Raw genomic sequence first — 22,797 nt, forward strand, 5'->3', positions numbered from 1 at the left:
GCTTCACCCACACCGTCGGCGGGACCGGGGGCGGCGGCGGGGGCGGCGGCTTCCCGGTCACCTTCCAGACCAACACCCTTGGTGCGTACGCCGATTCACAGATCCACATCACGCTCCTCGGCCAGGTGACGCCGGGCCACGGCGTCGCCCTCGACACCACCGCCTGGTACCGACCGGCGGCGTACCACTCCGGGCCGGCGAAGAACGACTACGCCGGGTTCTTCCACACCGTGGGCCTCGGCGGGCGGGCGTACGGCTTCCCCTACGACGACATCAACGACCAGTCCTCCGTACAGATCCTCGGCAACTCCGCGCCGCCGACCGGCCTGACGCTGGGCATCGGCTGGTGAGGAGTACCGCCGGGCGGACCCCGGGCCTACCGGCGGTACGGGTTACCCTGCTGCACGGGGCGACGCCAGCGCCCGAGGACACCCAGGAGGAGCGCCCGTGCCGGACCAGCGACCCGTGGACCGCCCCACCCTGGAGGCGGTCGCGGCGCGCGCCGGGGTGTCCCGGGCCACCGCGTCCCGCGTCGTCAACGGCGGCGACGGGGTCCGCGCGCACCTGGTGGAGAAGGTGCAAGTGGCCATCCGGGACCTGGGGTACGTGCCCAATCCCGCGGCCCGGACCCTGGTCACCCGGCGGACCGGCGCGGTGGCGGTGATCATCCCGGAGCCGGAGATCCGGATATTCTCCGACCCCTTCTTCTCCCGGCAGGTGCGCGGCATCAGCAGGGAACTGACCGCGAACGACACGCAGTTGGTGCTGCTACTGGTGGAGGACCGGGGCGACTACGACCGGATCGAGCGCTATCTGGCGGGCGGCCACGTCGACGGCGCGCTCGCCTTCTCGCTGCACACGGACGATCCGCTGCCCGCGATCGTCCGGCGCATCGGCATGCCCACGGTCTACGGCGGCCGGCCCGGCTGGACTTCCGGGCCCGGGGAACCCGGCGAACCCGACGGCGAGGTGGCGTACGTGGACGCCGACAACCGCGCGGGAGCGCGCGAGGCCGTACGGTACCTGCTCACCCGGGGCCGGGAGCGGATCGCGCACATCGCCGGCCCGCTCGACCAGACATCGGCCGCGGACCGGCTGAGCGGCTACCGGGACGTACTGCCGCAGGCCGATCCCGAGCTGGTCGCCGAGGGGGACTTCACGGTGGCGGGCGGCGCCCGGGCGATGGCCGAACTGCTGGACCGGCGGCCCGGGATCGACGCGGTGTTCGCGGCCAACGACCTGATGGCGACGGGCGCACTGCGGGTGCTGCGCGAGCGCGGCCGCACGGTGCCCGATGACGTGGCGGTCGTCGGCTTCGACGACGCCGAGCTGGTGGCGGAGACCGCCGATCCGCCGCTGACCACCGTGCGCCAGGACATCGAGGGGATGGGGCACATGATGGCCGGACTGCTCCTGGAGACGCTGGGGAGCGGGGGCCGGGGCGGCCGGCCCGCGCCCGGCCCGGTGATCACCTCCACCGAGCTGGTCCGGCGCGTGTCGGCCTGAGGCCCGGGTCGGCCCGAGGCCCGCGTCCGTGACGCGGAACGCCGGATGCCGGGACCGCCCTCAGGCGGTCCCGGCATCCGGCGCGTTGCCCGTCAGCGTCCCGGGCACTGCTTCCAGGTGAAGTGGTACACGCTGTTGATGCTGCCGTCCGTCGAGTCGAGGGCCATGAAACTGGTCTTCGACGGGTCGGAGGTTCCGACCTCGGCGCGCAGCTCGGTGTTGATGTTGAAGTTGCGCTGTTCGCCGCAGGGCGCGAAGACCAGCGCCTCGATGCCCGTGGTGTCGGTGGCCTGCCAGTTGTCGTCGAGCGCACCGTTGAACTTGTGGGTGCGCTGGGCGGTCTGGCTCATGCCCTGGAAGTAGTAGCTCGCCTTCTGCGTGCCGACGGCTCCCGGCTGGAGGCTGCCGAAGCCGCGGTAGTCCACCTGGGCCACGGCGTACGTGAAGCCCTGCGGGACGTGGACGACGAGGGACAGGAGGCAGTTCTTGCGGCCCTCGACGGCGGGGGCCCCGCCGCCGGCCTGGGCCAGGTACTCGCTGTAGGTGACGGTGAACGCCGAGTTGTCCGGCGCCACGGCGACGGCGGCGCTGCCTGGACGGCAGCCCGATCCGTTGACGCTTGCGACGTCCACGGTCACCCGGTCGGAAGGTGCCGAGGGAGAGGCCCCGGCCGAGGGGGAGGCCCCGGCCGAAGGGCTGAGCGTGACGAGAGCTGCGGTCACGACGGCTGCGGTGAATCCGGTACGAAGCGACTTGATCACGTCGACATGGATAGCCGTGCGCAGCGGTCGCCGATGGCCCCTGGGTACGCGGTCTCACCTCCATGGCCGCAGCGGTTCACCGGGGAAACGATTCTTCAGGCGGCATCGATGGGCCGAACGGCTCCGCATCGCGTCACATTGCCCTGGTTCAGACCGGTTCCTCCTAACATCTGGCGAATCAACCAGAGATCCCGAGGAGCCCCATGTTCCGCGCGCACCGCTCCGCCGCCGTGTCCGCCTGGGTGATCGCCTCCGCCCTGGCCCTCACGGCGATGTCCCCGGCCCCGCGGCCCGGGCCCGCCGAGCGGGCGGGGACGGCCGCGGCTTCGCAGGCGGCTCCGGAAGCGGCAGCAGCAGCGGAGGCGGCCGAGGCCTCCGTGATCGGTGAGGACCACGCCCGGGCGCACGCCCGCCTGCGCCAGGCCGCCAAGGGCAGCAAGGGCTATCCGCAGACGAAGCGCACGGCGAGCCTGACCGCGCTGCGGGACTCCCAGGCCAAGACCAACGCCCGCTTCGACGCGGCCCGGTTCGGCCGGTTCACGGAGTTCTTCCCCTCCCCCGATTTCGGCGTGCACGTGGCCCAGCTGCCGACGGGCAAGGTGCTGCTCTTCTCCTTCGAGCGCACCGAGGAGGACCCCACCAAGGAGACCGGGCCCACGAACACGGTCGGCCGGACCAACGCGGGCCGCGCCTACCTCTGGGATCCGGCCAGGGGGACCGGTCCGCGGGCCTTCAAAAAGGTGGCGCCGCCCGTGGTCCTGATGCCCGACGGCAGCTACGCCCCGCGCCCCGCACCCTTCTTCTGCGCCGGGCACGCCTACCTCCCCAACGGGATGGTCGGCGTCTTCGGCGGCAACGTCGGGGGCAAGGGCGGCAGCGGCGCCAAGCTGTCCTTCGTGTTCGACCCGTGGACCGAGAACTGGTACCGCAACCGGGACATGTCCGCGGGCCGCTGGTACCCCTCGGTCGTCACCGGGGCGGACGGCCGCCAGATCATCATGTCCGGCCAGTCCGAGCGCGGTACGGGCACCCCCACCCCGGTGGCCGAGCGCTTCCCCGCGCTGCGCCACCCGGTGCCCTGGCGCAGCTTCGACATCCCGGTGGACTTCGCCTCGCAGCGGCTGCGGTCGGACGCGCCCTTCCGCAACGACTACCCGCACCTCTTCTCCCTGCGGGACGGGATGATCTACGGGCTGGGCCGGGACGCCGACCAGCAGTGGCTGTTCGACCCGGTCAAGGAGGTGCGCACCGACCTGCCCCGGCGGCCGGCCGACTTCCGCGGGTACGGCTCCGCCGTGCCGCTCCCGGCGGGGTTCCGGGGGCCGGACTCCGTCCTGGTGCTCGGCGGCGACCCGCGCGACCCGCTCACCTACCGGCTGTCCGGCGGCCGGTGGACCGTCGAGGAGCCGCGCGCTTTCGGGCGCACGCAGGACAACACCGTGATCCTGCCGGATGGCTCGCTGCTGACGGTCAACGGAGCGCTCGACACCCGGGATTACGGCAACGGGCCGTTCAATCCGAAGGCCGACCTGAAGTACCGGCAGATCGAGTTGCGCGACGCGCGCGGCCGCTGGCGGCTCGGTCCGGCCCAGCGGCTGCCCCGCGGCTACCACTCCAACGCCCTGATCATGCCCGACGGGCGGATGATGGTCACCGGGGACGAGCTCCAGCAGATCGCCAACGACCCCGACATGGAGGACGGGATGGACGGCAGCATCGAGCTGTACGAACCCGCCTACCTGCACCGGGGACCCCGGCCGGCCCTCGACCGGGTGCCGGCGGGCGAGCTCGGCCACGACACGTCCTTCGAGGTCTCCAGTGCGACGCCGAAGGACGTGGCGCGGGCCGTGCTGCTGGCGCCGAGCACCGTCACCCACTCGGTGAACACCAGCCAGCGCCACTTGGAGCTCCGGATCACCGGCGTACGGGGCACCGCGATCGGGCTGCGGACCCCGCCGACGGCCGCCGACGCGCCGCCCGGGTACTACATGCTGTTCCTGCTCGACGCGAAGGGCGTCCCCAGCACGGCGAAGTGGGTGAAGCTGGGCGTGCGCTGAGCCTCACGTCCCGGGCGGCGACTCGGTCTTCGCCCTGCCTGGGCCGTCTCTTTCGCGGCGCGGGTCAGCCAAGATCCGGAAGAGACGGCCTATCCGAAGCGGACGAGGGCCGCGGGGCCGGAAGTCCGTACGCGGCCGGTGAAGGGGCCCTCGGCCAGGGCCGCGTCGTGGCGGGCCAGGGTGAGCGCCGGGCCTTCGGGCGGTTCGAGGTGCACCGGGCCCGACAGGGCGACGATCAGGAGGGTCTGTCCCGCCGGGACGTCGACGGTGAGGCGGCCCCGTACGACGGCGGTGTCCACCCGGGCACCGTCCCTGCGGTACATCACGTTGAGGTTGACCACCGGACCGTCGAGGAGCCGGCAGTGCGTCGGCTCGTCCCCGGCGAAGTCCTGCGGCGCGAACCGCTCGTCCACGAGGCGGTGCGCGCCCGCCACGGTGAGGTCCATGCCCGCGCCCTCGGCGAGGGTGAGCGTGCGGTCCACGCCGGGGAAGGCGGAGAACGGTCCGTCGGCGGCGACCTCGGCGAGGCTCACCCGCCAGGCGAAGTCCCCGGTACCGGCGCCCTCGGGCCGGGCGGCGATCTCGCGGGTGACTCCCCCGCCGTTCTTCCAGGCGGTGGCGGTACGGCCGGCCGCCCGCACGACGAGCGGCCCGCGGGCCCCGCTCACGCCGCCGGCCCGGCCAGCCGCTCCCGCAGCTCCTCGGTGTCGGACACGAACCACGTCTGCGTACCGCGGTTGCACTCGCGGACGAAGTCGCGCAGCGCCGGACTGGCCTGCGTGTGGCGGGAGATGTCCCCCAGGACGACGATCCCGACCCGGTACTGGACGAACTTCTGGATGATCGCGCCGGCGACGCGGGTGCTCAGCCGGAAGAAGGCCTCGTCGAACCGCTCGACGGGGATGACGGCCCACCGGGCACCCTGGTAGCCGGCATCGCCGATGCAGTCCAGGGCCTCGCGTTCGCCGGCGATGACCTCGCCCTCGGCATCGCACATCAGCACGGACACGTCGTTGATCGTCTGCAGGGTGTTCATGGGTCGAGGCTACTTCAGGCGTCCTTCTCCATGGTGGGGCGCAGGCGCTCCAACAGCGCGTGGAGCGTGGCGCTTTCGGCCTCGTCGAGGGTGTCGAGCGCGCCGCGGGTGGCCTGCATCTCCTCCCGGACGCGGCGGATGACCTCCCGGCCCGCGTCCGTGGCCACGACGTTCTTGACGCGGCGGTCGGAGGGGTCCGGCTCGCGCCGCACCAGCTCGCGGGCCTCCAGGCGGTCGACGATGCCGGTCACGTTCGAGGCGTCGCAGACCAGCAGCTTGGCGAGGCCGCGCATCGGGACCGGGCCGTCGAGCTGCGCGAGGACCCTGGCCTGCGTGGACGTGAGGCCGTGACGGGCGGCGGCCGCCGCGAAGTCGCGCCACTGGGCCGTACCGATGGCGGCGAGCAGCTCCAGCAGCTGGAGCTTGGCGGGGGCTGCGTGCGGGGCGGTGCCGCTCTTACCGGACATGGCTCGAGCCTACCCAGAATGGTTGACATTATCAATTGTTTACTTGACCACCTTAACTATCCGCGTCTACGGTCGACCGAGTTACTTGATGACATCAAACATCTGCGTCCTAAAGCTCTGAAGCCCGAAGAAGGTCCTGTCAGCCATGAGCACCCCCTCCCACGCCGCCGCGACGGCCCCCCGGCGACGGAACGAGACGGTCATCGTCTTCGCCCTGAGCCTCGCCGCCATGGTCGTGTCGATGATGCAGACCCTGCCGGTCCCGATCCTCGGCCTGATCCGCACCGACCTCGGCACCTCGACGGCCGGCGTGAGCTGGGTGACCACCGCCACCCTGCTGTCCGCGGCCGTCTTCACCCCGCTGCTGGGCCGCTTCGGCGACCAGCACGGCAAGAAGCCGACCCTGGTGGCCGTGCTCGGCGTGATGGTCGCCGGCTCCGTGATCGCCGCACTGGCGACCTCGCTGCCGCTGCTGATCCTGGGCCGGGTGCTCCAGGGCGCAGCCACCGCGATCTTCCCGCTGGCCCTCTCCGTCCTGCGCGAGGAGGTCCGCCCGCAGAAGCTGCCCGGCGCGATGGCCCTGGTCAGCGGCACGCTCGCGTTCGGCAGCGGTCTGGCGCTCGTCGCCACCGGCCTGCTGACCTCCGGCTCCGACGCCGACTACCGCGACGCGTTCTGGATGGCGACCGGCTTCGCCGTCCTCGCGCTGCTCGCCGTGGCCCTCCTGGTCCCGGCGCCCCGCCACAAGACCGGCGGCCGCACCGACTTCCTGGGCGCCCTGACCCTCGGCACCGCCCTGCTGCTGCTCCTGCTCCCGATCTCCCAGGGGCACGAGTGGGGCTGGGCCTCCCCCCGCACACTGGGCGGCTTCGCGGGCGCGGCCGTCATGACCGCCGTGTGGGTCCTGGTCGAGCGCAAGGTCGACGAGCCGCTCGTCGACATGCGGATGTTCGTCCACCGCCCGGTGCTCATGGCCAACCTGGCCGGCATCCTCGTCGGCTTCGGCATGTTCGCGAACTTCCTGGGCGTCTCCTACCTCGTCCAGATGCCCGAGGCCCTCACCGGCTACGGTTTCGACGCCTCGATCCTGCGCGCCTCCGTGCAGTTCCTGCTGCCCGGCGCCATCATCTCGCTGCTCGCCTCACCCCTCGGCGGCCGGCTCGTCAGCCGCCGCGGGCCGCGTGCGGCCCTGGGCCTCGCCGCGGTGCTCGGTGCCGTCGGCTTCGCCTGGCTCGCCCTGGACCACCGGCACAGCGCCTCGGTGATCGGCGCCGGCCTGGTCGTCGGTGCGGCCGTCAGCTTCGGCTACGCGGCCATGCCGGCCGTCATCATGGCCAGCGTCCCGCACCACCAGAGCGGCATCGCCAACGGCATCAACTCGATCTCCCGTTCCACCGGCAGCGCGATCGGCAGCGCCGTCGTGACCACGATCCTGGCGTCCCGGACCCTCGACCACCTGCCGCCGGGCGTCCCCCCGCTGCCCGCCGAGTCGGGCTTCACCCTCACCTTCGGCATCGGCGCCGCCGCCTTCGCGCTGGTCGCCGTGATCAGCCGGTTCGGCCTGCGCGGCGGGCACACCACCGTGGCCGCGGCCGAGCCGGCGGCCGCGGACCACTCGGGCCGGCCCACGGACAAGGCCGTGCGCACCGACACGGCCGACGCCGCCGTCTGAGGGGCGTGTCGCTGGCCCCGAGCGGGCCGGGGCTCCTTGCATGGTGGGTGCATGAAGGCTACGGACGTCATCGCCGACGGGTTCGGACGCATCCGGGAGATCGTGCACGAGGTCGTCGAGGGGCTTCCGACGGAGCAGCTCAACGCCCGCGTCGACCCGGCGGCGAACTCGATCACCTGGCTCGTCTGGCACCTCACCCGGATCCAGGACGACCACGTGGCGCAGGCCGCGGGCCTCGAACAGGTCTGGCAGGGCGGGGGCTGGGTGGCCCGGTTCGCCCTGTCCCTGCCCACCGGGTCGACCGGGTACGGGCACACCGCCCGGCAGGCCGGTTCGGTCCAGGCCGACTCCGGCGAGCTGCTGCTCGGCTACTTCGACGCGGTCCACGAGCAGAGCCTGCGCTTCGTCCGGGGGCTGGCCGCCGCGGACCTCGACCGGGTGGTCGACGAGCGCTGGGACCCGCCCGTCACCCTGGGCGTGCGCCTGGTCAGCGTGCTGGCCGACGATCTGCAGCACGCCGGCCAGGCCGCCTTCGTACGGGGCCTCCTGGAGCGGCGCTAGCCGGAGCCGGAGCCGGGACCTGGGGGTTCACCCGATCGGAATCGCCCGGAAGGCGGTATCCCGGCCGGTGCGGCAGCCTCGTGGCACGGGAGGTGCACGATGGAACCGCGCGTCAAAGGGTTCGTCCAGTCGTACAACCGCGACCGGGGCTACGGCTTCATCCTCCCCCTCGGCGAGACGGAACCCGTCTTCGTCGAGCGGGAGGACATAGAGCACGATCCGCAGGTCCTCTCCGAAGAGCAGCAGGTCACCTTCACCATCGAACTGGGGCAGGGCCGCATGTCGGCCCGGCACGTCCGGCCCTGACGCCCCCCTTCCGGCAGGCTCCCCCTCAGGCCGTCACCCCCGGAAGGCCGCCTGGCGCTCCGGCGAGGCCTCGGCCAGCGCCTTGGTGACCCCCTCGACTCCCTCGCGGAGCCCGTAGACGGGCCTGTCCGGCTGCCGGCGCCACGAGTCGTCGATGCCGCCCGCGTCCACGGTGTCGAAGCCCAGCTGCTCGATGAGGGCGCGGACGGTCTTCTTCGCCGCCTGGTCGTCGCCCGCGACGGGCAGTGCCATCCCCGGTGGGGTGACGGCACGGGCGCGTTCCGCGTTCCGGCCGCTTCCGGGGTGACCGGCCGCCGCCCGCGCGGAGAGGGCCGGCCCCCGGCGGGGCCCGGCCCTCTCACGCCGTTCGCGGTGACGGCTCACCAGGCCCGGGGGGCCCGGCCCGGTACTAGGCTCCGCTGGCCTCGAGCATCTCGTCGCGCTCGACGATCTTCACGCGCTCGCGGCCCTGGGGCTCGCCGAGCGCCTTCTCCGCGGCGTCCAGCCGGTGCCAGCCCTCCCACGTCGTGTAGCGGACGGCGCGCTCGGCGAGGAAGGCCTCGACGGCCTCGGGCGCGGGCGCGGGCGGGGTGAGCAGGCGGCCTTCGGCGTGGTCGGCCAGCAGGTTGGCGACGGTTTCGTTGGCGTCGCCCTTGGTGTGGCCGATCAGGCCGACCGGACCGCGCCGGATCCACCCGGTCACGTACGTGGACGGCAGGGGGCTGCCGGCCTCCATCACGCGGCCGCCCTCGTCCGGGACCGTGCCCGACGCGACGTCCCAGGGGAGCTTGGGCAGTTCGTCGGAGAGGTAGCCGACGGCCCGGTAGACGGACTGGACGTCCCAGTCCGTGAACCGGCCGGTGCCCTTGACGTTGCCGGTGCCGTCGAGCTCGGTGCGCTCGGTGCGCAGGCCGACCACCTTGCCGTCCTCGCCGAGCACCTCGGCCGGCGACTCGAAGAAGTGCAGGAACAGCTTGTGCGGCCGGTCGCCGATGTCGCGAATGGCCCAGTTCTCCAGGGTCTTGGCGACCATGTCGGCCTGCTTGTTGGCGCGGCGGGTCGCGATCGAGCCCTCGTCGTAGTCGATGTCCTCGGGGTTGACGATGACCTCGATGGTGGGCGAGTGGTCCAGCTCGCGCAGCTCCATGGGGCTGAACTTGGCCTGGGCCGGACCGCGGCGGCCGAAGACGTGCACCTCGAGGGCCTTGTTGGCCTTGAGGCCCTCGTAGACGTTCGGGGGGATCTCGGTCGTCAGCAGTTCGTCGGCCGTCTTGGCGAGGATCCGCGCGACGTCGAGGGCCACGTTGCCGACACCGAGCACGGCGACCTTCTCGGCCTCCAGCGGCCAGGTGCGCGGGACGTCGGGGTGGCCGTCGTACCAGGAGACGAAGTCGGCGGCGCCGTAGGAACCCTCCAGGTCGACGCCCGGGATGGTGAGGGCGCGGTCGGCCGTGGCGCCGGTGGAGAAGATCACGGCGTCGTAGAAGGAGTGCAGCTCGTCGAGGCTGATGTCGTTCGGGTAGTCGACGTTCCCGAAGAGGCGGACCTGCGGCTTGTCGAGCACCTGGTGCAGGGCGGTGATGATGCCCTTGATCCGCGGGTGGTCGGGAGCCACTCCGTAGCGGATCAGGCCGAAGGGCGCGGGCATCCGCTCGAACAGGTCTATGGACACACCGGGCTCCGCCGCGGCCTCGGACTTCAGCAGCGCGTCGGCGGCGTAGATCCCGGCGGGGCCGGCACCGACGATTGCTACCCGCAGAGGTCGAGGCATGACAGAGGTTCCCTTCGAACGGCGACACGGTGGATCACACGTGATCAAAGGGAACCCTAAACTAAGGCAATCCTAACCCAGCACCCGGTATCGCCTTATGACCCCATCAGCGGAACTTATGACCCCTCCAAGCGATCCTTGGGGTGCTGGTCGTGCACCCGCCCACGGCTTCCGCGGAACGCGCTGGTCAGCAGGCACGCCAGCTGACAGACTGAAACGGCTTGATCACCCCAGGAGGACACATGGCAGACGAAGCAGAGACCCCGCAGGACGAATCTCCGGCCGACGAGGCCAAGCGCAAGTTCCGGGAGGCGCTGGAGCGCAACGCCGCGAACGCCCAGTCGCAGCAGGCGCACCAGTCCCGCGCGAAGGTACAGGGCGCCAGCAGCGGCCCCGGCGGCAAGAACAAGAAGGTCCGCCGCAAGACCGGCTGACCCTCGGACACGAGGAGCTCAGTCTCGCCGCCGCGGCGGCGGGACCGGGCCACCTCCCCGCATTGGGCCACCCGGGTGAGTGGGGATAACCACCCGCACCGAAAGCAGTTGATCAGCTCGTCCCGCCGAGGGCGGCTATTCATGCGACAGTGCGACAGAAGGATTCCCCACATGTTCAAGAAGTTCATGGCCACCGCCGCGGTCACCGCCTCCGTACTGGGCGCGGGCGCTGCCGTAGCCACCCCGGCGATGGCGATCGGCAACGACGACGGCGTCAACACCGTCAACGGCAACGGCGCCGCGCAGGTCTACGGCAACCAGGAGACCCGGGGCGCAATGAGCCCGCAGGCGAGCCTGGTCCAGGGCACCGCCAACAAGCTCTGCATCGGCCTGCCGGCCAAGGTCAACGCCCAGTCGATCCTCGCCCTGGTCAACGTCGGCGTCCAGGACATCAACGTCCTGTCCAACCCGATGAACCAGCAGTGCGCCGAGAACTCCACCCAGGCCAAGGGCGACGAGTCGCTCTCGCACATCCTCAGCAACATCCCGGTCCTCTCCGGCAACCTCTCCGCCGGCAGCTGACCTTCCGGTCCTCCGGGCGCGCGCCGGCGCGGCATGCCACGCCGGCGCTTTTCGTTTGGTCTAGACCTTGACAGGTTCAGACCATTCCACTTCAGTGGGCACTGTTGCCGCCCCACGGCAACTCCCCCCACTGAAGGAGCAGTTACGTGATACGTGCGCTTCGCCGCCGTGCCCTCCTCCTGGCCGCCGCCGCGACCGCCACGGCGGGCCTCGGCCTCGGCCTCCTCCTCCCCTCCTCCCCCGCCGCCGCGGCGGCCCCGTGCGCCGGCGCCTGGGCCTCGTCCGCCGTGTACACGGGCGGCATGAGCGCCTCGTACAACGGGCGCAACTGGCAGGCGAAATGGTGGACCCAGGGCGAGACGCCCGGGACCACCGGCCAATGGGGCGTGTGGGCCGACCAGGGCGCCTGCGGCGGCGGGGGCCAGGAACCGGACCCGGATCCCGGCAACCCGTCCGGATTCGTGGTCTCAGAGGCCCAGTTCAACCAGATGTTCCCGAACCGGAACCCCTTCTACACCTACAACGGCCTGGTCGCGGCCCTTACCGCGTACCCCGGTTTCGCGCAGACCGGCGACGACACGGTCAAGCGGCGGGAAGCGGCCGCCTTCCTCGCGAACGTCTCGCACGAGACCGGCGGACTGGTCCACATCGTCGAGCAGAACCAGGCCAACTACCCCCACTACTGCGACGCGAGCCGACCCTACGGCTGCCCGGCCGGCCAGGCCGCCTACTACGGGCGCGGTCCCATCCAGCTGAGCTGGAACTTCAACTACAAGGCGGCCGGCGACGCGCTCGGCATCAACCTCCTCGCCGATCCGTACCTCGTCGAGCGGGACCCGGCGATCGCCATGAAGACGGCTCTCTGGTACTGGAACACCCAGAACGGCCCGGGCACGATGACCGCCCACGCGGCCATGGTGAACGGCGCGGGCTTCGGCGAGACCATCCGCTCCATCAACGGCTCCCTGGAGTGCAACGGCGGCAACCCCGCCCAGGTCCAGAGCCGGATCTCGAAGTACCAGAGCTTCACCCAGCTGCTCGGCGTGACCCCGGGCAACAACCTGGGCTGCTGACCGAGAGCCGTCCCGGCCCCGCACCCGCGCGCCCCGCGCCCCGCGGTTCAGCGCGAGGCGCGCAGTGCGTGGGCCAGGGCGGTGGCGAGCTGGGCCCTCGATCGCACGTCGAGCTTCTGGTAGATGCGGGTCAGCCGGGCCTCCACCGTCTTGACGCTGAGGAACAGCTTCGCCGCGGCCTCCTGGTTGCTGGCCCCCTGGCTGACCAGCAGCGCGAGCCGGGTCTCGGCCTCGGTCAGGGCGGCGGCCGCCGTCTCCGTGCGGCCCCCCTCCGCGGCGGGCTCCCGCGCGAGCTCGGACCACGGAGTGGCGCCGGCCCGCTCGAACACCTCGGCCGCGGCCAGGAGCGCGACCCGTGCGGGTGCGCGCCGCCGGCGGCGGCGTTCCACCCGGGCGAGCGCGAGCAGCGTGCGGCCCCGCTCCAACGGCAGCCGGAGGGCGTCGAACCGCTGCGCCGTCGCCTCCAGGAGCTGTACGGCCGCGTCCGCATCGCCCTGCGCGGACAGGCACAGGCCGCGGGCCCGGTCGAGGGCGGCGACCACTCCGGTGCGGCCGAGGCCGCGCGCGACGGGGCGCACGGAGTCGAGCAGCCGGGCGGCCTCGTCGGTCGCGTCGGCGGCGACCAGCGCCTCGGCCAGCTCCCCGTGCCAGCGCAGGATCGAGGGGTCCACCACCTTCTGGGCGGCCTCGAGTTCCGCGACCCGGCGCAGGGTGGCGACGGCCTTCGCCGCCTCTCCCGTGGCCAGCTCGACCAGCCCGAGCGCGTGCAGGCTGCGGGAGAGGAAGACCTGGTCGTGCTCCTCGTGCGAGGCCTGGATGCCGCGCCGGGCATATCCGGCGGCGCGGGCGAAGCTGCCGCCGGCGGCCTCGGCCATCGCGGCGACGTACCAGGCGGGGCCGGGCGAGAGGCCCGCCTCGATCGTCAGCTCCAGGGCCTGGCGGGCGCGGGCGGAGGCGGCCGTGCACCGGCCGCTGCGCAGCTCGACCTCCGTGAGGCTGCGGAGCACCTCGAAGACGTCCTCGGCGGAGCCGGTGCGCTGGACCGCGGGCAGCAGGACCATCAGCTGCTTGCGGGCGTCGTCCAGCCGGTCGTCGAACAGGGCGTGCCGTACGGCGAGGTACTGGGGGGCGTTGCGCATGCCGAGCGGCACCTCGGGTGCGGGCAGGGCGAGGGCCTCGGCGAGGATCGCCTCGGCTCCGGGGTCCCCGAGGATGCGGCCCATGCGGGCCCGTACGGTCAGGGCCATGGCCTCGGCGACCTGGTCGCCGCCGAGTGCGGCGAGGGCTCCGGCCCGGGCCGCGGCGTCGCGGGAGCGGACGGGGTCGCCGTCGCTGAGGTTGTGCTTCCAGGCGATCCGCAGCTGGACGGCGGCCTCGAGGGAGGGGTCCCCGGCGGCGTCGGCCATGGCGTACGCGAAGGTCTCGTCGAGGGCGCCCAGGGCCTGCCCGGCGGCGTCGATGACGGCCAGCCGGGCCCGGACGCGGCTGGCGGGCGAGGCGTCGCGGGCCAGGACCGCGCGGGTGGCGCGGCGCGCGAGGTCGGCGCGGCCGGCCCAGCCGGCGTCCTCGGCGGCGTTGACGAGGCGGGCGAGTTCCTCGCCGGCCAGGTGGGAGGGCGTGCGTTCGGCGGCGAGCAGGCCTAGTTCGGCGGCGAGGGCCCGCTGGCCGCGGCGGCGGCAGACCGCGGCTGCCTCGGTGATCTCGGCGGCGAGCCGCTGGTCGGGGGTGTCCACGGCCAGCGCGCGGTGGCGTACGGCCTGGACGGGGTCGTCGACGGCCTCGGCGAGCGCGGCGTGCCCGGCGGACCGCTCGGGCCAGCCCGCGTCGGCGGCGAGCGCGGTGGGCAGGGCGCCGGCGGTGAACTCCACGCCGCCGTCCTCCCCCACCCGGACCAGGGCGGCCCGTTCCGCTTGGGCCAACTCCGCCTCGGCGTCGGGTCGGCCGGCCCGGCGCAGCAGGGCGGTGGTGGGGCGGGCGGCCAGCGCGGCGAGCAGCAGGGTGCGGCGGGCCTGGGCCGGCGCTTCGGCGAGCAGTCTGCGGGCCACTTCGCGGGCCTGCCCGGAGACGGGCAGGGTGTCGGCGTGGTGGGCGCTGCCGTCGCGGGCCACGGCGGCTTCGGCGAGGGAGTGGCCGAGGGCGAGGGCGAGGCGGGGGTTGCCGCCGCTGGCCTGGTGGATGCGGCCGGCGAGGCGGGCGGGCAGGCCGTGGCGGACGAGGAGCTCGGCGATCTCGTCGGCGCCCAGCGGGGGTACCCGGATCTCGGGGGTGCCGGTGCCGCAGAGGGATTCGCCGACCGGGGCGCCGCCCTGGACGCATTCGGCGACCAGGACGCGGACGCGGGGCGGGGTCAGCCGCAGGGCGAAGCGCAGCAGGTCGGTGCTCTCGGCGTCGAGCCACTGGGCGTTGTCCAGGACGAGCAGGACGGGGTGGCGGGCGGCGAGCGTGCGCAGGACCTCGAGGAGGGCGAGGCGCAGCGCGACGTGGTCGCGGCCGGCACGGGGGGCGTCCGCCTCCCGGCACAGGAGGGCGATGGCGGTGCGCTGGGGGCCGGAGAGCCGTTCGAGCGCGGCACCCGGCACGGTGGCCAGCAGGGCCGCGGCCGAGGCCTCGGGTATGCCTTGGTCGGCGGCCTCGGGAGCCAGGCGCAGCACCGTCTCGCGGCGGGACTCGGCGGCCGCGGCGACGGCGCGGACCACCTCGGTCTTGCCCGCGCCCGCGGGGCCGGTGAGCAGGGCCCGGCCGTGCGAGGTCAGCGCACGGCCGACCGCTTCGACCAGTTCGTCCTGTCCGACGCTTGTGTCAGCGTTCCCCGTCGCCGCCACCACGCACAGCCACCAGCCTCTCGGTCCCCAGCTCCTGTGCCATTCCTGTGAGACGCGACAATACGAGGTCGGATGCCGGGTGGACACGGATTGTGACGCAGAAATCAGCCAGGTGACGGGAAAAGCCGTCGGACCCGCCGGTACGTGTGTACCGACGGGTCCGCGGAGTGGGCTTGGTCCGTACTATCGGCCCGTCAGGCCGAGTTGGCGGCCGGGCCGGAAGCCGGTCAGAAGGTCAGGCTCCAGTAGTCGATCTTGCCGGTGTCGCCGCCGGCGTTGTCGTTGACGCGAAGCTTCCAGGTGCCGTTCGCGACCTCGGCGGAGGCGTTGACGGTGTAGGTCTGGTTGATGTTGTCCGTGCCCGCGCCGGTCCGGTTGTGCAGGTTGTACGCGGTGCCGTCGGGGGCGATCAGGTCGACCTTGAGGTCACCGATGTAGGTGTGCGCGATGTTCACGGCCACCTTGAGGGTGGCCGGGGCGTTGCCGGTCTTGCCGGTGACGGTGATCGGGCTCTCCACGGTGGTGTTGTCACCGATGGTGTAGTCCGCGCCGTTCTCCAGGCCGGTGGGCGTGGTGGTGGTCACGGCGTTGATGGTCGCGGCCGCGTCGGCGAGGCCGGTGCCGCAGCCGCCGGTGCAGACGCCGGCGAGCGGGCGGGTGTTGTTCTTGATCGCCGCCTCGATCTGGGCCGGGGTCAGCGAGGGCTTGGCGGCCTTGGCGAGCGCGGCGAGGCCCGCGACGTGCGGGGCGGCCATGCTGGTGCCCTGGTAGGGCTTGTAGTTCTCGGCGCCGGGGGTGGTGGTGCCGGCGTTCAGCGTCGAGAGGATGCCGTTCTCGGGGGTGGTGACGGTGCCGGGGGTGTCGGTGCCGCGGCGGGTCTCACCGCCGGGGGCGGCGACGTCGATGCTCGCGCCGTAGTTGGAGTAGAAGGAGCGGTCGCCGGTGCGGTTGCTGGCGGCCACGTTGATCACGTTGTTGCAGCTGGCGGGTGTGAAGCCGGCCGCGTCGGAGTTGCTGTTGCCGGCGGCCACGACGACGGTGGTACCGCGGCTGACGGCGCCGTTGATGGCGTTCTGGTAGGTGGCGCTGCAGGCGCCCGAGCCGCCGAGGCTCATGTTGATGACCTTGGCGGGCGTGGCGTTGGCCGGGATGCCCGAGACGGTGCCGCCCGAGGCCCAGGTGATCGCGTCGGCGATGTCGGAGGTCGTGCCGCCGCACTTGCCGAGCACGCGCACGGGCTGGATCTTCGCGCCGTAGGCGATGCCCGCGATGCCCTTGCCGTTGTTGGTGGCCGCGGCGATGGTGCCCGCCACGTGGGTGCCGTGCCAGGAGGAGCCGCCGGCCTTGGAGCCCAGTCCGCACTCGTTGTCGGTGGCGTTCCAGTCGCCCTCGTCGGCGGGGTTGCCGTCGCGGCCGCCGCCGTCACGGGCGTAGGAGGCGTTGCTGATGAAGTCGTAGCCGGCGACCACGTTCGCGGCGAGGTCGGAGTGGGCGACGTAGCCGGTGTCGATCACGGCGACGGTGACGCCGGAGCCGGTGGTCTTGTCCCACGCCGCGGGAACGTTCATGCCGGCGGTGGGCTCGAAGAGGTCCCACTGCTTGGTGTACTCGGTGTCGTTCGGGGTGGCCATCGCGTAGGCGCGGGCGTCGACCTCGACGTAGGCGACGTCCGGGTCGGCGCGGAACTGGGCCATCACCTTGGCGGCGTCGGCGGGAGCGGTGGCCGAGCCGAGGCTGACGAGGGCGGCTCCGGTGCCGAGGCGGCGGTCGAACTTCGCCTTCTTGCCGGCCTTCTTGCCCTTGGCCGTGGCGTCGTCGGCGGCGGCCGTGTTGGAACTGGCCTCGGAGGCGGAGGTCTTGTATCCGACGATGAGGTTCTCGACCGGGGCGGTGGTGGTGGCGGCCGCGGCGGCCGACGAGGCCGGGACGTCGGCGGCGACGGCCACGGAGGCGGTGGCGGAGCCGGCGAGCAGGGTGACGGACATCGCCACCACGGATATGAGCCTGCGTCTCGATGCGTGCACGAAGGTCCCTTTCGCGGGCCGATTCCGGGCAGGCCGGAGCGGCCGGTCGGTGCAGTGTGGGAGGTGGCCGGCGGCCGCGGGGCCGGGAGCGGGCTGGTCGAACCCGCTCCCGGCCGCCGCCGCACGCCACGTTGCCCCCGCCTCGACGGTGGGGCAGGGCAACGTCGGTACCGAAGATTCCCCCTGATGGGACGGCATCATGCCATGTGGGGTTGGCGTGTCGGCCGTCGGGTCAGGGGAAGATCGCCGATGGGCAGACAGTAGGCAACGCGGGGGTGAACGCGATACGGGGAAAACCCTTGTCCGCCCCCTGCCGGTCCCCGCGCACCGGCAGGGAGGGGGTCCTCAGGAAGCGGGTGCGCCCGTCTCGTCCGCGGCCCCGCGCGGCGGGAAGAGCTTGCGGAAGTACGTCCAGCTGGTCTCGTTCGGCTCGGTCCATTTGTCCGGGGAACGGGCGAATTCGGGGTGGTGGGCGGAGATGTAGGCGCGGGTGCGCTCGGGGACCTCCGCGTAGGAGCCGAGCTTGCGGCCGCGGCAGTGGAAGGTGAGGCCGCCGGGGCGCTGCCCCTGTTCCATCCAGGGCAGCCACGGGGACATCCGGGTCCAGGACATCGTGGCGGGGACACTGGGCGCGTCGGTGGTCAGCGCGGCGGCGGGCGCGAAGAACTGGAAGAGCTCCAGCGCCCGGTAGGTGTCGTCGGCCGAGTGGGCCGGGTACTGCGCGACGGGCAGCGGCGAGGGATAGGCCAGCGGGATCTCCAGGCTGAAGCAGACCTGGTCCCCGAGTTCGGTCACGGGGACCGGGTAGGGCCGCAGTCTCTGGTTGGCCGGATCGTTCCAGACGTGCACCACGGGCCGGTCCTGCCAGGTGTCCAGGATCTCCCGGGTCAGCGGGTCCAGGTAGAAGGCGGCCTCCCTGGACAGCAGGCGGTAGCCGCCGGTCTCCTCGTCCCCGGTGAGCCGGGCGACGTTCAGCCCCTCGAAGCCGAAGAGGCGCCGGTGCGGCTCGCCGGGCCCCCAGGTGTAGACGTCGCCCGACCACCAGTAGGTCACCTCGGCGCCGTCGAGCGAGGCGCGGGTGCGGGCGAAGGCGTGCAGCAGCTCGGCGGGCGTCATCTCGGGTGTCATACGCCGTACTCTGCGCGGTCGGCGCCCGGCCCGGCAAGCAGGCCCCGCCGCGCGGATCGGGCGGGCGGGCGGGGGTGCGGCCGCGGCGCCGTTCGCCCTCCGGATGCCGGGTTGACTCGGGTGGCGCCACGGGCGACCGTGACCGCCATGGGGAAAGAACGCCGACTGCTCGCTCTCGCCATCTGCCTGGTCCTGGGCGGCGGGCTGCCCGCCGCCGTCCTCGGAGCCTCGCGAGCGGCCGGTCCCCACCCGGGGGCGGCGGGCTCCGGCCCGGCCCCCTCCGACTACGTGGACATAGGCGATGTTCCACGGGAAACGGGGCCCGTCTCCGCCCCGGGAGCCGATGGTTCGCCCGGCACGGTGGTGGTGGAATGCGGGCGCAACGAAGAGGGCCACCACAACGAGGACAACCTCGTGGTCTCGCCCGGCCTGCCGTCGGGCGCCCACCACACGCACGCGTACGTAGGGAACCTGTCCACGGACGCGATGTCGAGCAACGCCTCCCTCGACGCGGCCGCGACCAGCTGCCGCGGCGGCGACCGGTCGACGTACTACTGGCCCGTGCTGCGGAGGCCGGACCTCCCGGGCACCCGCCCGCACGAACACGCGGCGGGGCACGGCAACGCCGGGCGGATCCTGCCGGAGGCCTCGGTCCGGGTGGAGTTCCGCGGCAGCCCGGTGAGCAAGGTCGTGGCGATGCCGCGCTTCCTGCGCGGGATGACCGGGGACGCCGTCGCGTACACCGCGGCGGGCGACGCCGACGTCCGGGCCCGCTGGGGCTGTTCGAGCACCCCGGACCGGCCCGCCACCCGCTATCCGCGCTGCCCCGCGGGCGACCTCGTCACGCGCACGCTGGTCTTCCCGAGCTGCTGGAACGGCCTGGACACCATCGGCGAGGGCCACCGCTCCCACCTGAAGTTCCCCGCCGCGGGCGGCGTCTGCCCGCGGGGCACCTTCCCCGTTCCCCAGCTGCGCGTCTCCCTCTCCTACGAGGTCCCCGCGGGCGCCCCCCTCGCTCTGGACTCCTTCCCCGAGCAGCGGCACAGCCCGAAGACGGACCACGGCATGTTCGTGAACGCGATGACCGACCGGCAGATGGCGGCGGTCGTGGACTGCCTCAACGAGGGCCGCGACTGCCGGATGTGAGCACCGCGCGCCGGCTCCGCGGCCCGCGGGGGGCGCGGAGGGGGACCGTCGCGCGATCCGGAAGTGACGCACGTCACGTGAACCGCGGGGGCGCGGGCGGCGTGTTCGGACGGCACCACGCAAGCGAGGAATACGGAGAGGGTGAGATGGCCGGACCACTGTGGCCCCGCACTCGGCGGGGCTCGACCGATGAGGCACTGATCAGGTCGGTCTACGAGGAGCACGGCCACGCCCTGCTCGCGTACGCCACCCGGCTGACCGGGGACCGGGCCGCCGCCGAGGACATCGTCCAGGAGACGCTGATCCGGGCCTGGCGGCACTCCGAGGTCCTGGTGAACGGAAAGGGCTCGGTGCGCGGCTGGCTGCTCACGGTGACCCGCAACATCATCACGGACCGGTACCGGGCCAAGGCCGCCCGGCCGCCCGAGGTGTCCGGGGTCGCGGCCAGTCCCCCGGTGGAGGGCGACCACGCCGATTCCGTCGTGGACGCGATGACGGTGCTGGGGGCGCTCGACCAGTTGTCGCCGGAGCACCGGGACGTGCTGAGGGAGCTGTACTACCGCCAGCTCAGCGTGGCGGAGGCGGCCGACAGCCTCGGCATCCCGGCCGGTACGGTCAAATCGCGCTCGCACTACGCGCTCAAGGCCCTGCGCGACGTCTTCCGGGACAACAGCGCCGGGGACGGCGCTTCCAGACAAGGCAAACGATCCGGCAGGCCGCCCCAGCAGCCCGCCGGACTGCGTGAGGTGGTGGCATGAACCGGCAGCGGCACGAGGAGGAAGAACAGCTCGGCCCGTACGTGCTCGGCGTCCTGGACGACACGGAATTCCGCCGGGTCGAGGCCCACGTGAGCGGGTGCGTGCAGTGCCGGGAGGAGGTGGCCGCGTTGCGCGAGATGGAGGCGGCGCTGGGCGAGGTGCCCGAGGAGGCGTTCCTCGACGGGCCGCCGCAGGGCGGGGACCTGATGCTCCAGCGGACCCTGCGGCAGATGCGCGGGGAACGGGCCGGCGAGCGGCGCCGGCGGGCCGGGCTCGCGGGGCTGGCCGCGGCGGCCTCCCTGGCCGCCGTGTTCTGGGCCGGTGCGCAGCTGGGCGGCTCCGATCCGGGGGCGGTCGCCCTGCCCCAGCCCTCCCCGACGGCGTCGACGGCCCCCTCGCCGCCCGTGCCCGGGACCAAGGTGGCCTCCGCGACGGACCCGGGCACGGGCGCGCGGATGACCGTGCAGATGACGCCCGCCACCCAGTGGGTCCGGGTGCACGCCGCGGTCACCGGGGTGCCGCCGGGTGAGCGGTGCCGGCTGGTCGTGGTCGCCAAGGACGGTACGCGCACCACCGCGGGCGGCTGGGTGGCCGGCCGGCAGAGCGGCGAGGGCAAGGGCGCCTCGCTGGACGGCTCGGCGGCGGTGGATCCGGCGAACGTGAAGGCGGTCCTGGTGGAGAACGAGGCGGGCAGGACCTTCGTGTCCGTACCGGTGTAGCCGGCCGCTGCGGCAGCCGGGCGGGAACCGCCGGAGCCCGGGAGCACGTCCTGCTCCCGGGCTCTCGCCTGCCCCCTCCGGGTTCCCCGAAGGCGGCCCGGCGGGAGCCCGGCATCACCCGCACACCGGACTGATCATCACATTGCGGTCCATGACATCCTGTGACGTCACCACTCGCCGGACGCATCGGCGGACGTCCGGGGAATATGGGGAAGGTCCATGAGGCTCTGCTTCCTGGTGGAGGAGCACTACCGCCACGACGGCATGCCGAACGAGGTGATCCGCCGGTTGACCGCGTGGGGGCACCAGGTCGACGTGGTGCGGCCGGGAGGCTCGCTGCTGTCCATGACCGAGGCGGTGCGGGCGGGTTCGCACGACGCCTGGGTGCTCAAGACGGTCTCCGGCGGCCCGGGGCTGACCCTGCTCGAGGCCGCGGCCGCGGCCGGTCTGACCACGGTCAACGACGCCCGCTCGATCCGCGGCGTACGGGACAAGGCGCTGGCCGCCGCGATCGGCCGGGCCCGCGGGCTGCCGCTGCCGCCGACCTACGCGGCGGCCCGTCCCGAACTGCTGCGGGAGGTACCGGCGGCCGCGTACCCGCTCGTCGTCAAGCCGGCCGACGGGAGCTCCGGACGGGCCGTGCACCTGGTGTCCTCGCCGGAGCGGCTGGAGGCGATGCTCCCCGTCCTGGCGGGCGAGGGCCTGCTCATCGCCCAGCCGTACGTGCCCAACTCGGGCACCGACATCAAGGTGTACGCGGTCGGCGGCGAGCTGTTCGCGACCGAGCGGTGTTCCCCGCTGCATCCCGACCCCGCGGTGCGGGAGCGCGGGGTGCCGCTGTCGGCCGAGGTCGCGGCGATCGCCGCGCAGGTGGGGGCGGTGTACGGGCTCGACCTGTACGGGGTGGACGTCCTGCTGGGCCCGGAGGGTCCGGTGGTCGTGGACGTGAACGACTTCCCGAGCTTCCGTCAGGTGCCGGACGCGGCCGCCCGGGTGGCCCGGGCGGTGCTGGACCTGGCGCGCCGGGGCGGTTCCGGCCTCCCGCCGGCGCCGCCGGCGCGGTCGTACGCCCGGACGCTTACGATTCCCGCGCAGGTGCCGGCGGGGGCGGTGGACGGCGCGTGAGGATCGGACTGATCACCCCGGAGCCCGGCCATCCGCTGCTGGCGGCCACCGCCGCCCTGCTGGCGCCCGCGCACGTCGTCGAGGCGCTCGACCCGGCCTCGGCGGGAGGGGTTCCCGGACCGGTAGCCGACGTGTACCTGCTGAAATCGAGGACCCCGCGCGCCCTGGAGCTGGCCCGGCATCTGACGGAGCGGGGCGCTCCGGTCGTCAACACCGCGGCGGCGACCGCCCTGTGCCAGGACCGTACGGCGATGGCGGAGCTGGCCCTGCGGGCCGGGCTGCCGTTCGCCGCGACCCGTACCGTCGGCTCCCTCTCCGCGTGGGCGGCTGCCGGCGGGCCGCTGCCCTCCCCCCTGGTGGTCAAGAGCCGCCGCAGCCGCCGGGGCGACCTGGTGGCGCGGGTGGACGACGGCGCGGGGCTGCGGGAGTTGGCGGCGCGGTGGCCGGGGGAACCGGTGGTGATGCAGGATTTCACGCCCAACAGCGGCTGGGACCACAAGCTGTGGGCGATCGGGGACCGGCTCTTCGCGGCCGTGCGGCGGTCCGAGCTGTCCGCGGGCGGGCGGGGGCCGAACCTGCCGAAGGCTCCGTCGGAACTGCCCGCCGGGTGGGCCGATCTGGTGCGGGCCACGGGCGAGGCCTTCGCGCTGGACGTCTACGGCGTGGACATCATCGACGCCGGGGGCGGGGAACCGCTGATCGTGGACGTGAACGCCTTCCCCGGGTTCCGCGGCCAGGTGGGCGCCCCCGAGGCCCTGGCGGCGCTGGCCCTGCACCGGGCCGCCGGGTCCGGCCGCGGCGGGTCCGGGAGTGCCGGGTCCGGGAGTGTCGCGGCGCTCTGAGGGCTCC

At 73.3% G+C, this 22,797-nt stretch carries 22 protein-coding genes and 1 pseudogene; 14 read left to right on the forward strand and 9 right to left on the reverse strand.

What is annotated here, in order from left to right; genetic code table 11:
* Nucleotides 1-125 precede the first annotated feature (125 nt).
* A complete protein-coding gene (locus tag BGK67_RS05105) occupies nucleotides 126-350 on the forward strand; it encodes a beta-1,3-glucanase family protein (protein ID WP_069918774.1) in 225 nt (74 codons plus the stop codon).
* A gap of 97 nt (nucleotides 351-447) precedes the next feature.
* Nucleotides 448-1,506, forward strand: coding sequence for a LacI family DNA-binding transcriptional regulator (locus BGK67_RS05110; RefSeq protein WP_069918775.1), 1,059 nt, complete (start codon nucleotides 448-450; stop codon nucleotides 1,504-1,506).
* A 92-nt stretch (nucleotides 1,507-1,598) separates the two neighbouring features.
* Here the strand turns inward: BGK67_RS05110 and BGK67_RS05115 are convergent, their stop codons facing one another.
* A complete protein-coding gene (locus BGK67_RS05115; protein ID WP_107488772.1) occupies nucleotides 1,599-2,267 on the reverse strand; it encodes a DUF4360 domain-containing protein in 669 nt (222 codons plus the stop codon).
* A gap of 203 nt (nucleotides 2,268-2,470) precedes the next feature.
* Between BGK67_RS05115 and BGK67_RS05120 the strand changes: the two genes are divergently transcribed.
* Complete coding sequence (locus tag BGK67_RS05120; RefSeq protein ID WP_069918776.1) at nucleotides 2,471-4,324, forward strand: glyoxal oxidase; 1,854 nt, start codon at nucleotides 2,471-2,473, stop codon at nucleotides 4,322-4,324.
* An 89-nt stretch (nucleotides 4,325-4,413) separates the two neighbouring features.
* On the opposite strand, the gene BGK67_RS05125 is transcribed toward BGK67_RS05120, so the two are convergent.
* The 3 genes from BGK67_RS05125 to BGK67_RS05135 are packed head-to-tail and all read right to left on the reverse strand — an operon-like array spanning nucleotide 4,414 to nucleotide 5,827.
* Entirely contained in the window at nucleotides 4,414-4,992 is a 579-nt protein-coding gene (locus BGK67_RS05125) for a HutD/Ves family protein (protein ID WP_069918777.1), read from the reverse strand.
* Complete coding sequence (locus BGK67_RS05130) at nucleotides 4,989-5,360, reverse strand: DUF4180 domain-containing protein (protein ID WP_069918778.1); 372 nt, start codon at nucleotides 5,358-5,360, stop codon at nucleotides 4,989-4,991. The genes BGK67_RS05125 and BGK67_RS05130 overlap by 4 nt, the downstream gene beginning before the upstream one ends.
* Nucleotides 5,361-5,374: 14 nt before the next feature.
* Entirely contained in the window at nucleotides 5,375-5,827 is a 453-nt protein-coding gene (locus BGK67_RS05135) for a MarR family winged helix-turn-helix transcriptional regulator (protein WP_069918779.1), read from the reverse strand.
* A gap of 145 nt (nucleotides 5,828-5,972) precedes the next feature.
* Here BGK67_RS05135 and BGK67_RS05140 point away from each other — a divergent pair, with 145 nt between their 5' ends.
* From BGK67_RS05140 to BGK67_RS05150, 3 genes are all read left to right on the forward strand, one after another.
* Entirely contained in the window at nucleotides 5,973-7,499 is a 1,527-nt protein-coding gene (locus BGK67_RS05140; protein WP_069918780.1) for an MFS transporter, read from the forward strand.
* Between the two features lie 51 nt (nucleotides 7,500-7,550).
* Nucleotides 7,551-8,060 (forward strand): mycothiol transferase, encoded by a 510-nt coding sequence (locus BGK67_RS05145; RefSeq protein WP_069918781.1) that lies wholly within the window; start codon nucleotides 7,551-7,553, stop codon nucleotides 8,058-8,060.
* A gap of 99 nt (nucleotides 8,061-8,159) precedes the next feature.
* The gene (locus BGK67_RS05150) at nucleotides 8,160-8,366 is read left to right on the forward strand and encodes a cold-shock protein (RefSeq protein WP_069918782.1); all 207 of its coding nucleotides are present in this window, start codon (nucleotides 8,160-8,162) and stop codon (nucleotides 8,364-8,366) included.
* A 33-nt stretch (nucleotides 8,367-8,399) separates the two neighbouring features.
* Here the strand turns inward: BGK67_RS05150 and BGK67_RS05155 are convergent.
* Nucleotides 8,400-8,627: pseudogene (locus BGK67_RS05155) on the reverse strand (NADP oxidoreductase); the annotation flags it as partial.
* 148 nt (nucleotides 8,628-8,775) lie between these two features.
* Nucleotides 8,776-10,137 carry an FAD-dependent oxidoreductase gene (locus BGK67_RS05160; RefSeq protein WP_069918783.1) on the reverse strand — a complete coding sequence of 454 codons (1,362 nt, stop codon included), beginning with the start codon at nucleotides 10,135-10,137 and terminating at the stop codon, nucleotides 8,776-8,778.
* A gap of 242 nt (nucleotides 10,138-10,379) precedes the next feature.
* Here BGK67_RS05160 and BGK67_RS05165 point away from each other — a divergent pair, with 242 nt between their 5' ends.
* From BGK67_RS05165 to BGK67_RS05175, 3 genes are all read left to right on the forward strand, one after another.
* Nucleotides 10,380-10,571 (forward strand): DUF5302 domain-containing protein, encoded by a 192-nt coding sequence (locus tag BGK67_RS05165; RefSeq protein ID WP_069918784.1) that lies wholly within the window; start codon nucleotides 10,380-10,382, stop codon nucleotides 10,569-10,571.
* A gap of 171 nt (nucleotides 10,572-10,742) precedes the next feature.
* The gene (locus BGK67_RS05170) at nucleotides 10,743-11,153 is read left to right on the forward strand and encodes a rodlin (RefSeq protein WP_069918785.1); all 411 of its coding nucleotides are present in this window, start codon (nucleotides 10,743-10,745) and stop codon (nucleotides 11,151-11,153) included.
* A 146-nt stretch (nucleotides 11,154-11,299) separates the two neighbouring features.
* On the forward strand, nucleotides 11,300-12,226 hold the full coding sequence (locus tag BGK67_RS05175) for a glycoside hydrolase family 19 protein (protein WP_069918786.1): 927 nt from the start codon (nucleotides 11,300-11,302) through the stop codon (nucleotides 12,224-12,226).
* Between the two features lie 47 nt (nucleotides 12,227-12,273).
* Here the strand turns inward: BGK67_RS05175 and BGK67_RS05180 are convergent, their stop codons facing one another.
* The 3 genes from BGK67_RS05180 to BGK67_RS05190 form a co-directional block, all read right to left on the reverse strand.
* The gene (locus BGK67_RS05180) at nucleotides 12,274-15,051 is read right to left on the reverse strand and encodes an AAA family ATPase (protein ID WP_244291152.1); all 2,778 of its coding nucleotides are present in this window, start codon (nucleotides 15,049-15,051) and stop codon (nucleotides 12,274-12,276) included.
* Between the two features lie 224 nt (nucleotides 15,052-15,275).
* A complete protein-coding gene (locus tag BGK67_RS05185; RefSeq protein WP_079154026.1) occupies nucleotides 15,276-17,033 on the reverse strand; it encodes a S8 family peptidase in 1,758 nt (585 codons plus the stop codon).
* 384 nt (nucleotides 17,034-17,417) lie between these two features.
* Complete coding sequence (locus BGK67_RS05190) at nucleotides 17,418-18,188, reverse strand: DUF1838 family protein (RefSeq protein WP_069918787.1); 771 nt, start codon at nucleotides 18,186-18,188, stop codon at nucleotides 17,418-17,420.
* Between the two features lie 159 nt (nucleotides 18,189-18,347).
* Between BGK67_RS05190 and BGK67_RS05195 the strand changes: the two genes are divergently transcribed.
* From BGK67_RS05195 to BGK67_RS05215, 5 genes are all read left to right on the forward strand, one after another.
* Nucleotides 18,348-19,346 (forward strand): DUF1996 domain-containing protein, encoded by a 999-nt coding sequence (locus BGK67_RS05195; protein ID WP_069923642.1) that lies wholly within the window; start codon nucleotides 18,348-18,350, stop codon nucleotides 19,344-19,346.
* Between the two features lie 146 nt (nucleotides 19,347-19,492).
* Complete coding sequence (locus BGK67_RS05200; RefSeq protein ID WP_069918788.1) at nucleotides 19,493-20,104, forward strand: sigma-70 family RNA polymerase sigma factor; 612 nt, start codon at nucleotides 19,493-19,495, stop codon at nucleotides 20,102-20,104.
* Entirely contained in the window at nucleotides 20,101-20,823 is a 723-nt protein-coding gene (locus tag BGK67_RS05205) for an anti-sigma factor (RefSeq protein ID WP_069918789.1), read from the forward strand. Before BGK67_RS05200 ends, BGK67_RS05205 begins: the two co-directional genes overlap by 4 nt.
* A 219-nt stretch (nucleotides 20,824-21,042) precedes the next feature.
* Nucleotides 21,043-21,948: an ATP-grasp domain-containing protein gene (locus BGK67_RS05210; protein WP_069918790.1), complete on the forward strand. Its 906-nt coding sequence runs from the start codon at nucleotides 21,043-21,045 to the stop codon at nucleotides 21,946-21,948.
* Complete coding sequence (locus tag BGK67_RS05215) at nucleotides 21,945-22,790, forward strand: ATP-grasp domain-containing protein (protein ID WP_069918791.1); 846 nt, start codon at nucleotides 21,945-21,947, stop codon at nucleotides 22,788-22,790. Before BGK67_RS05210 ends, BGK67_RS05215 begins: the two co-directional genes overlap by 4 nt.
* Nucleotides 22,791-22,797 lie beyond the last annotated feature (7 nt).

This window comes from Streptomyces subrutilus (genome assembly GCF_001746425.1).
GTDB lineage: Bacteria > Actinomycetota > Actinomycetes > Streptomycetales > Streptomycetaceae > Streptomyces > Streptomyces subrutilus_A.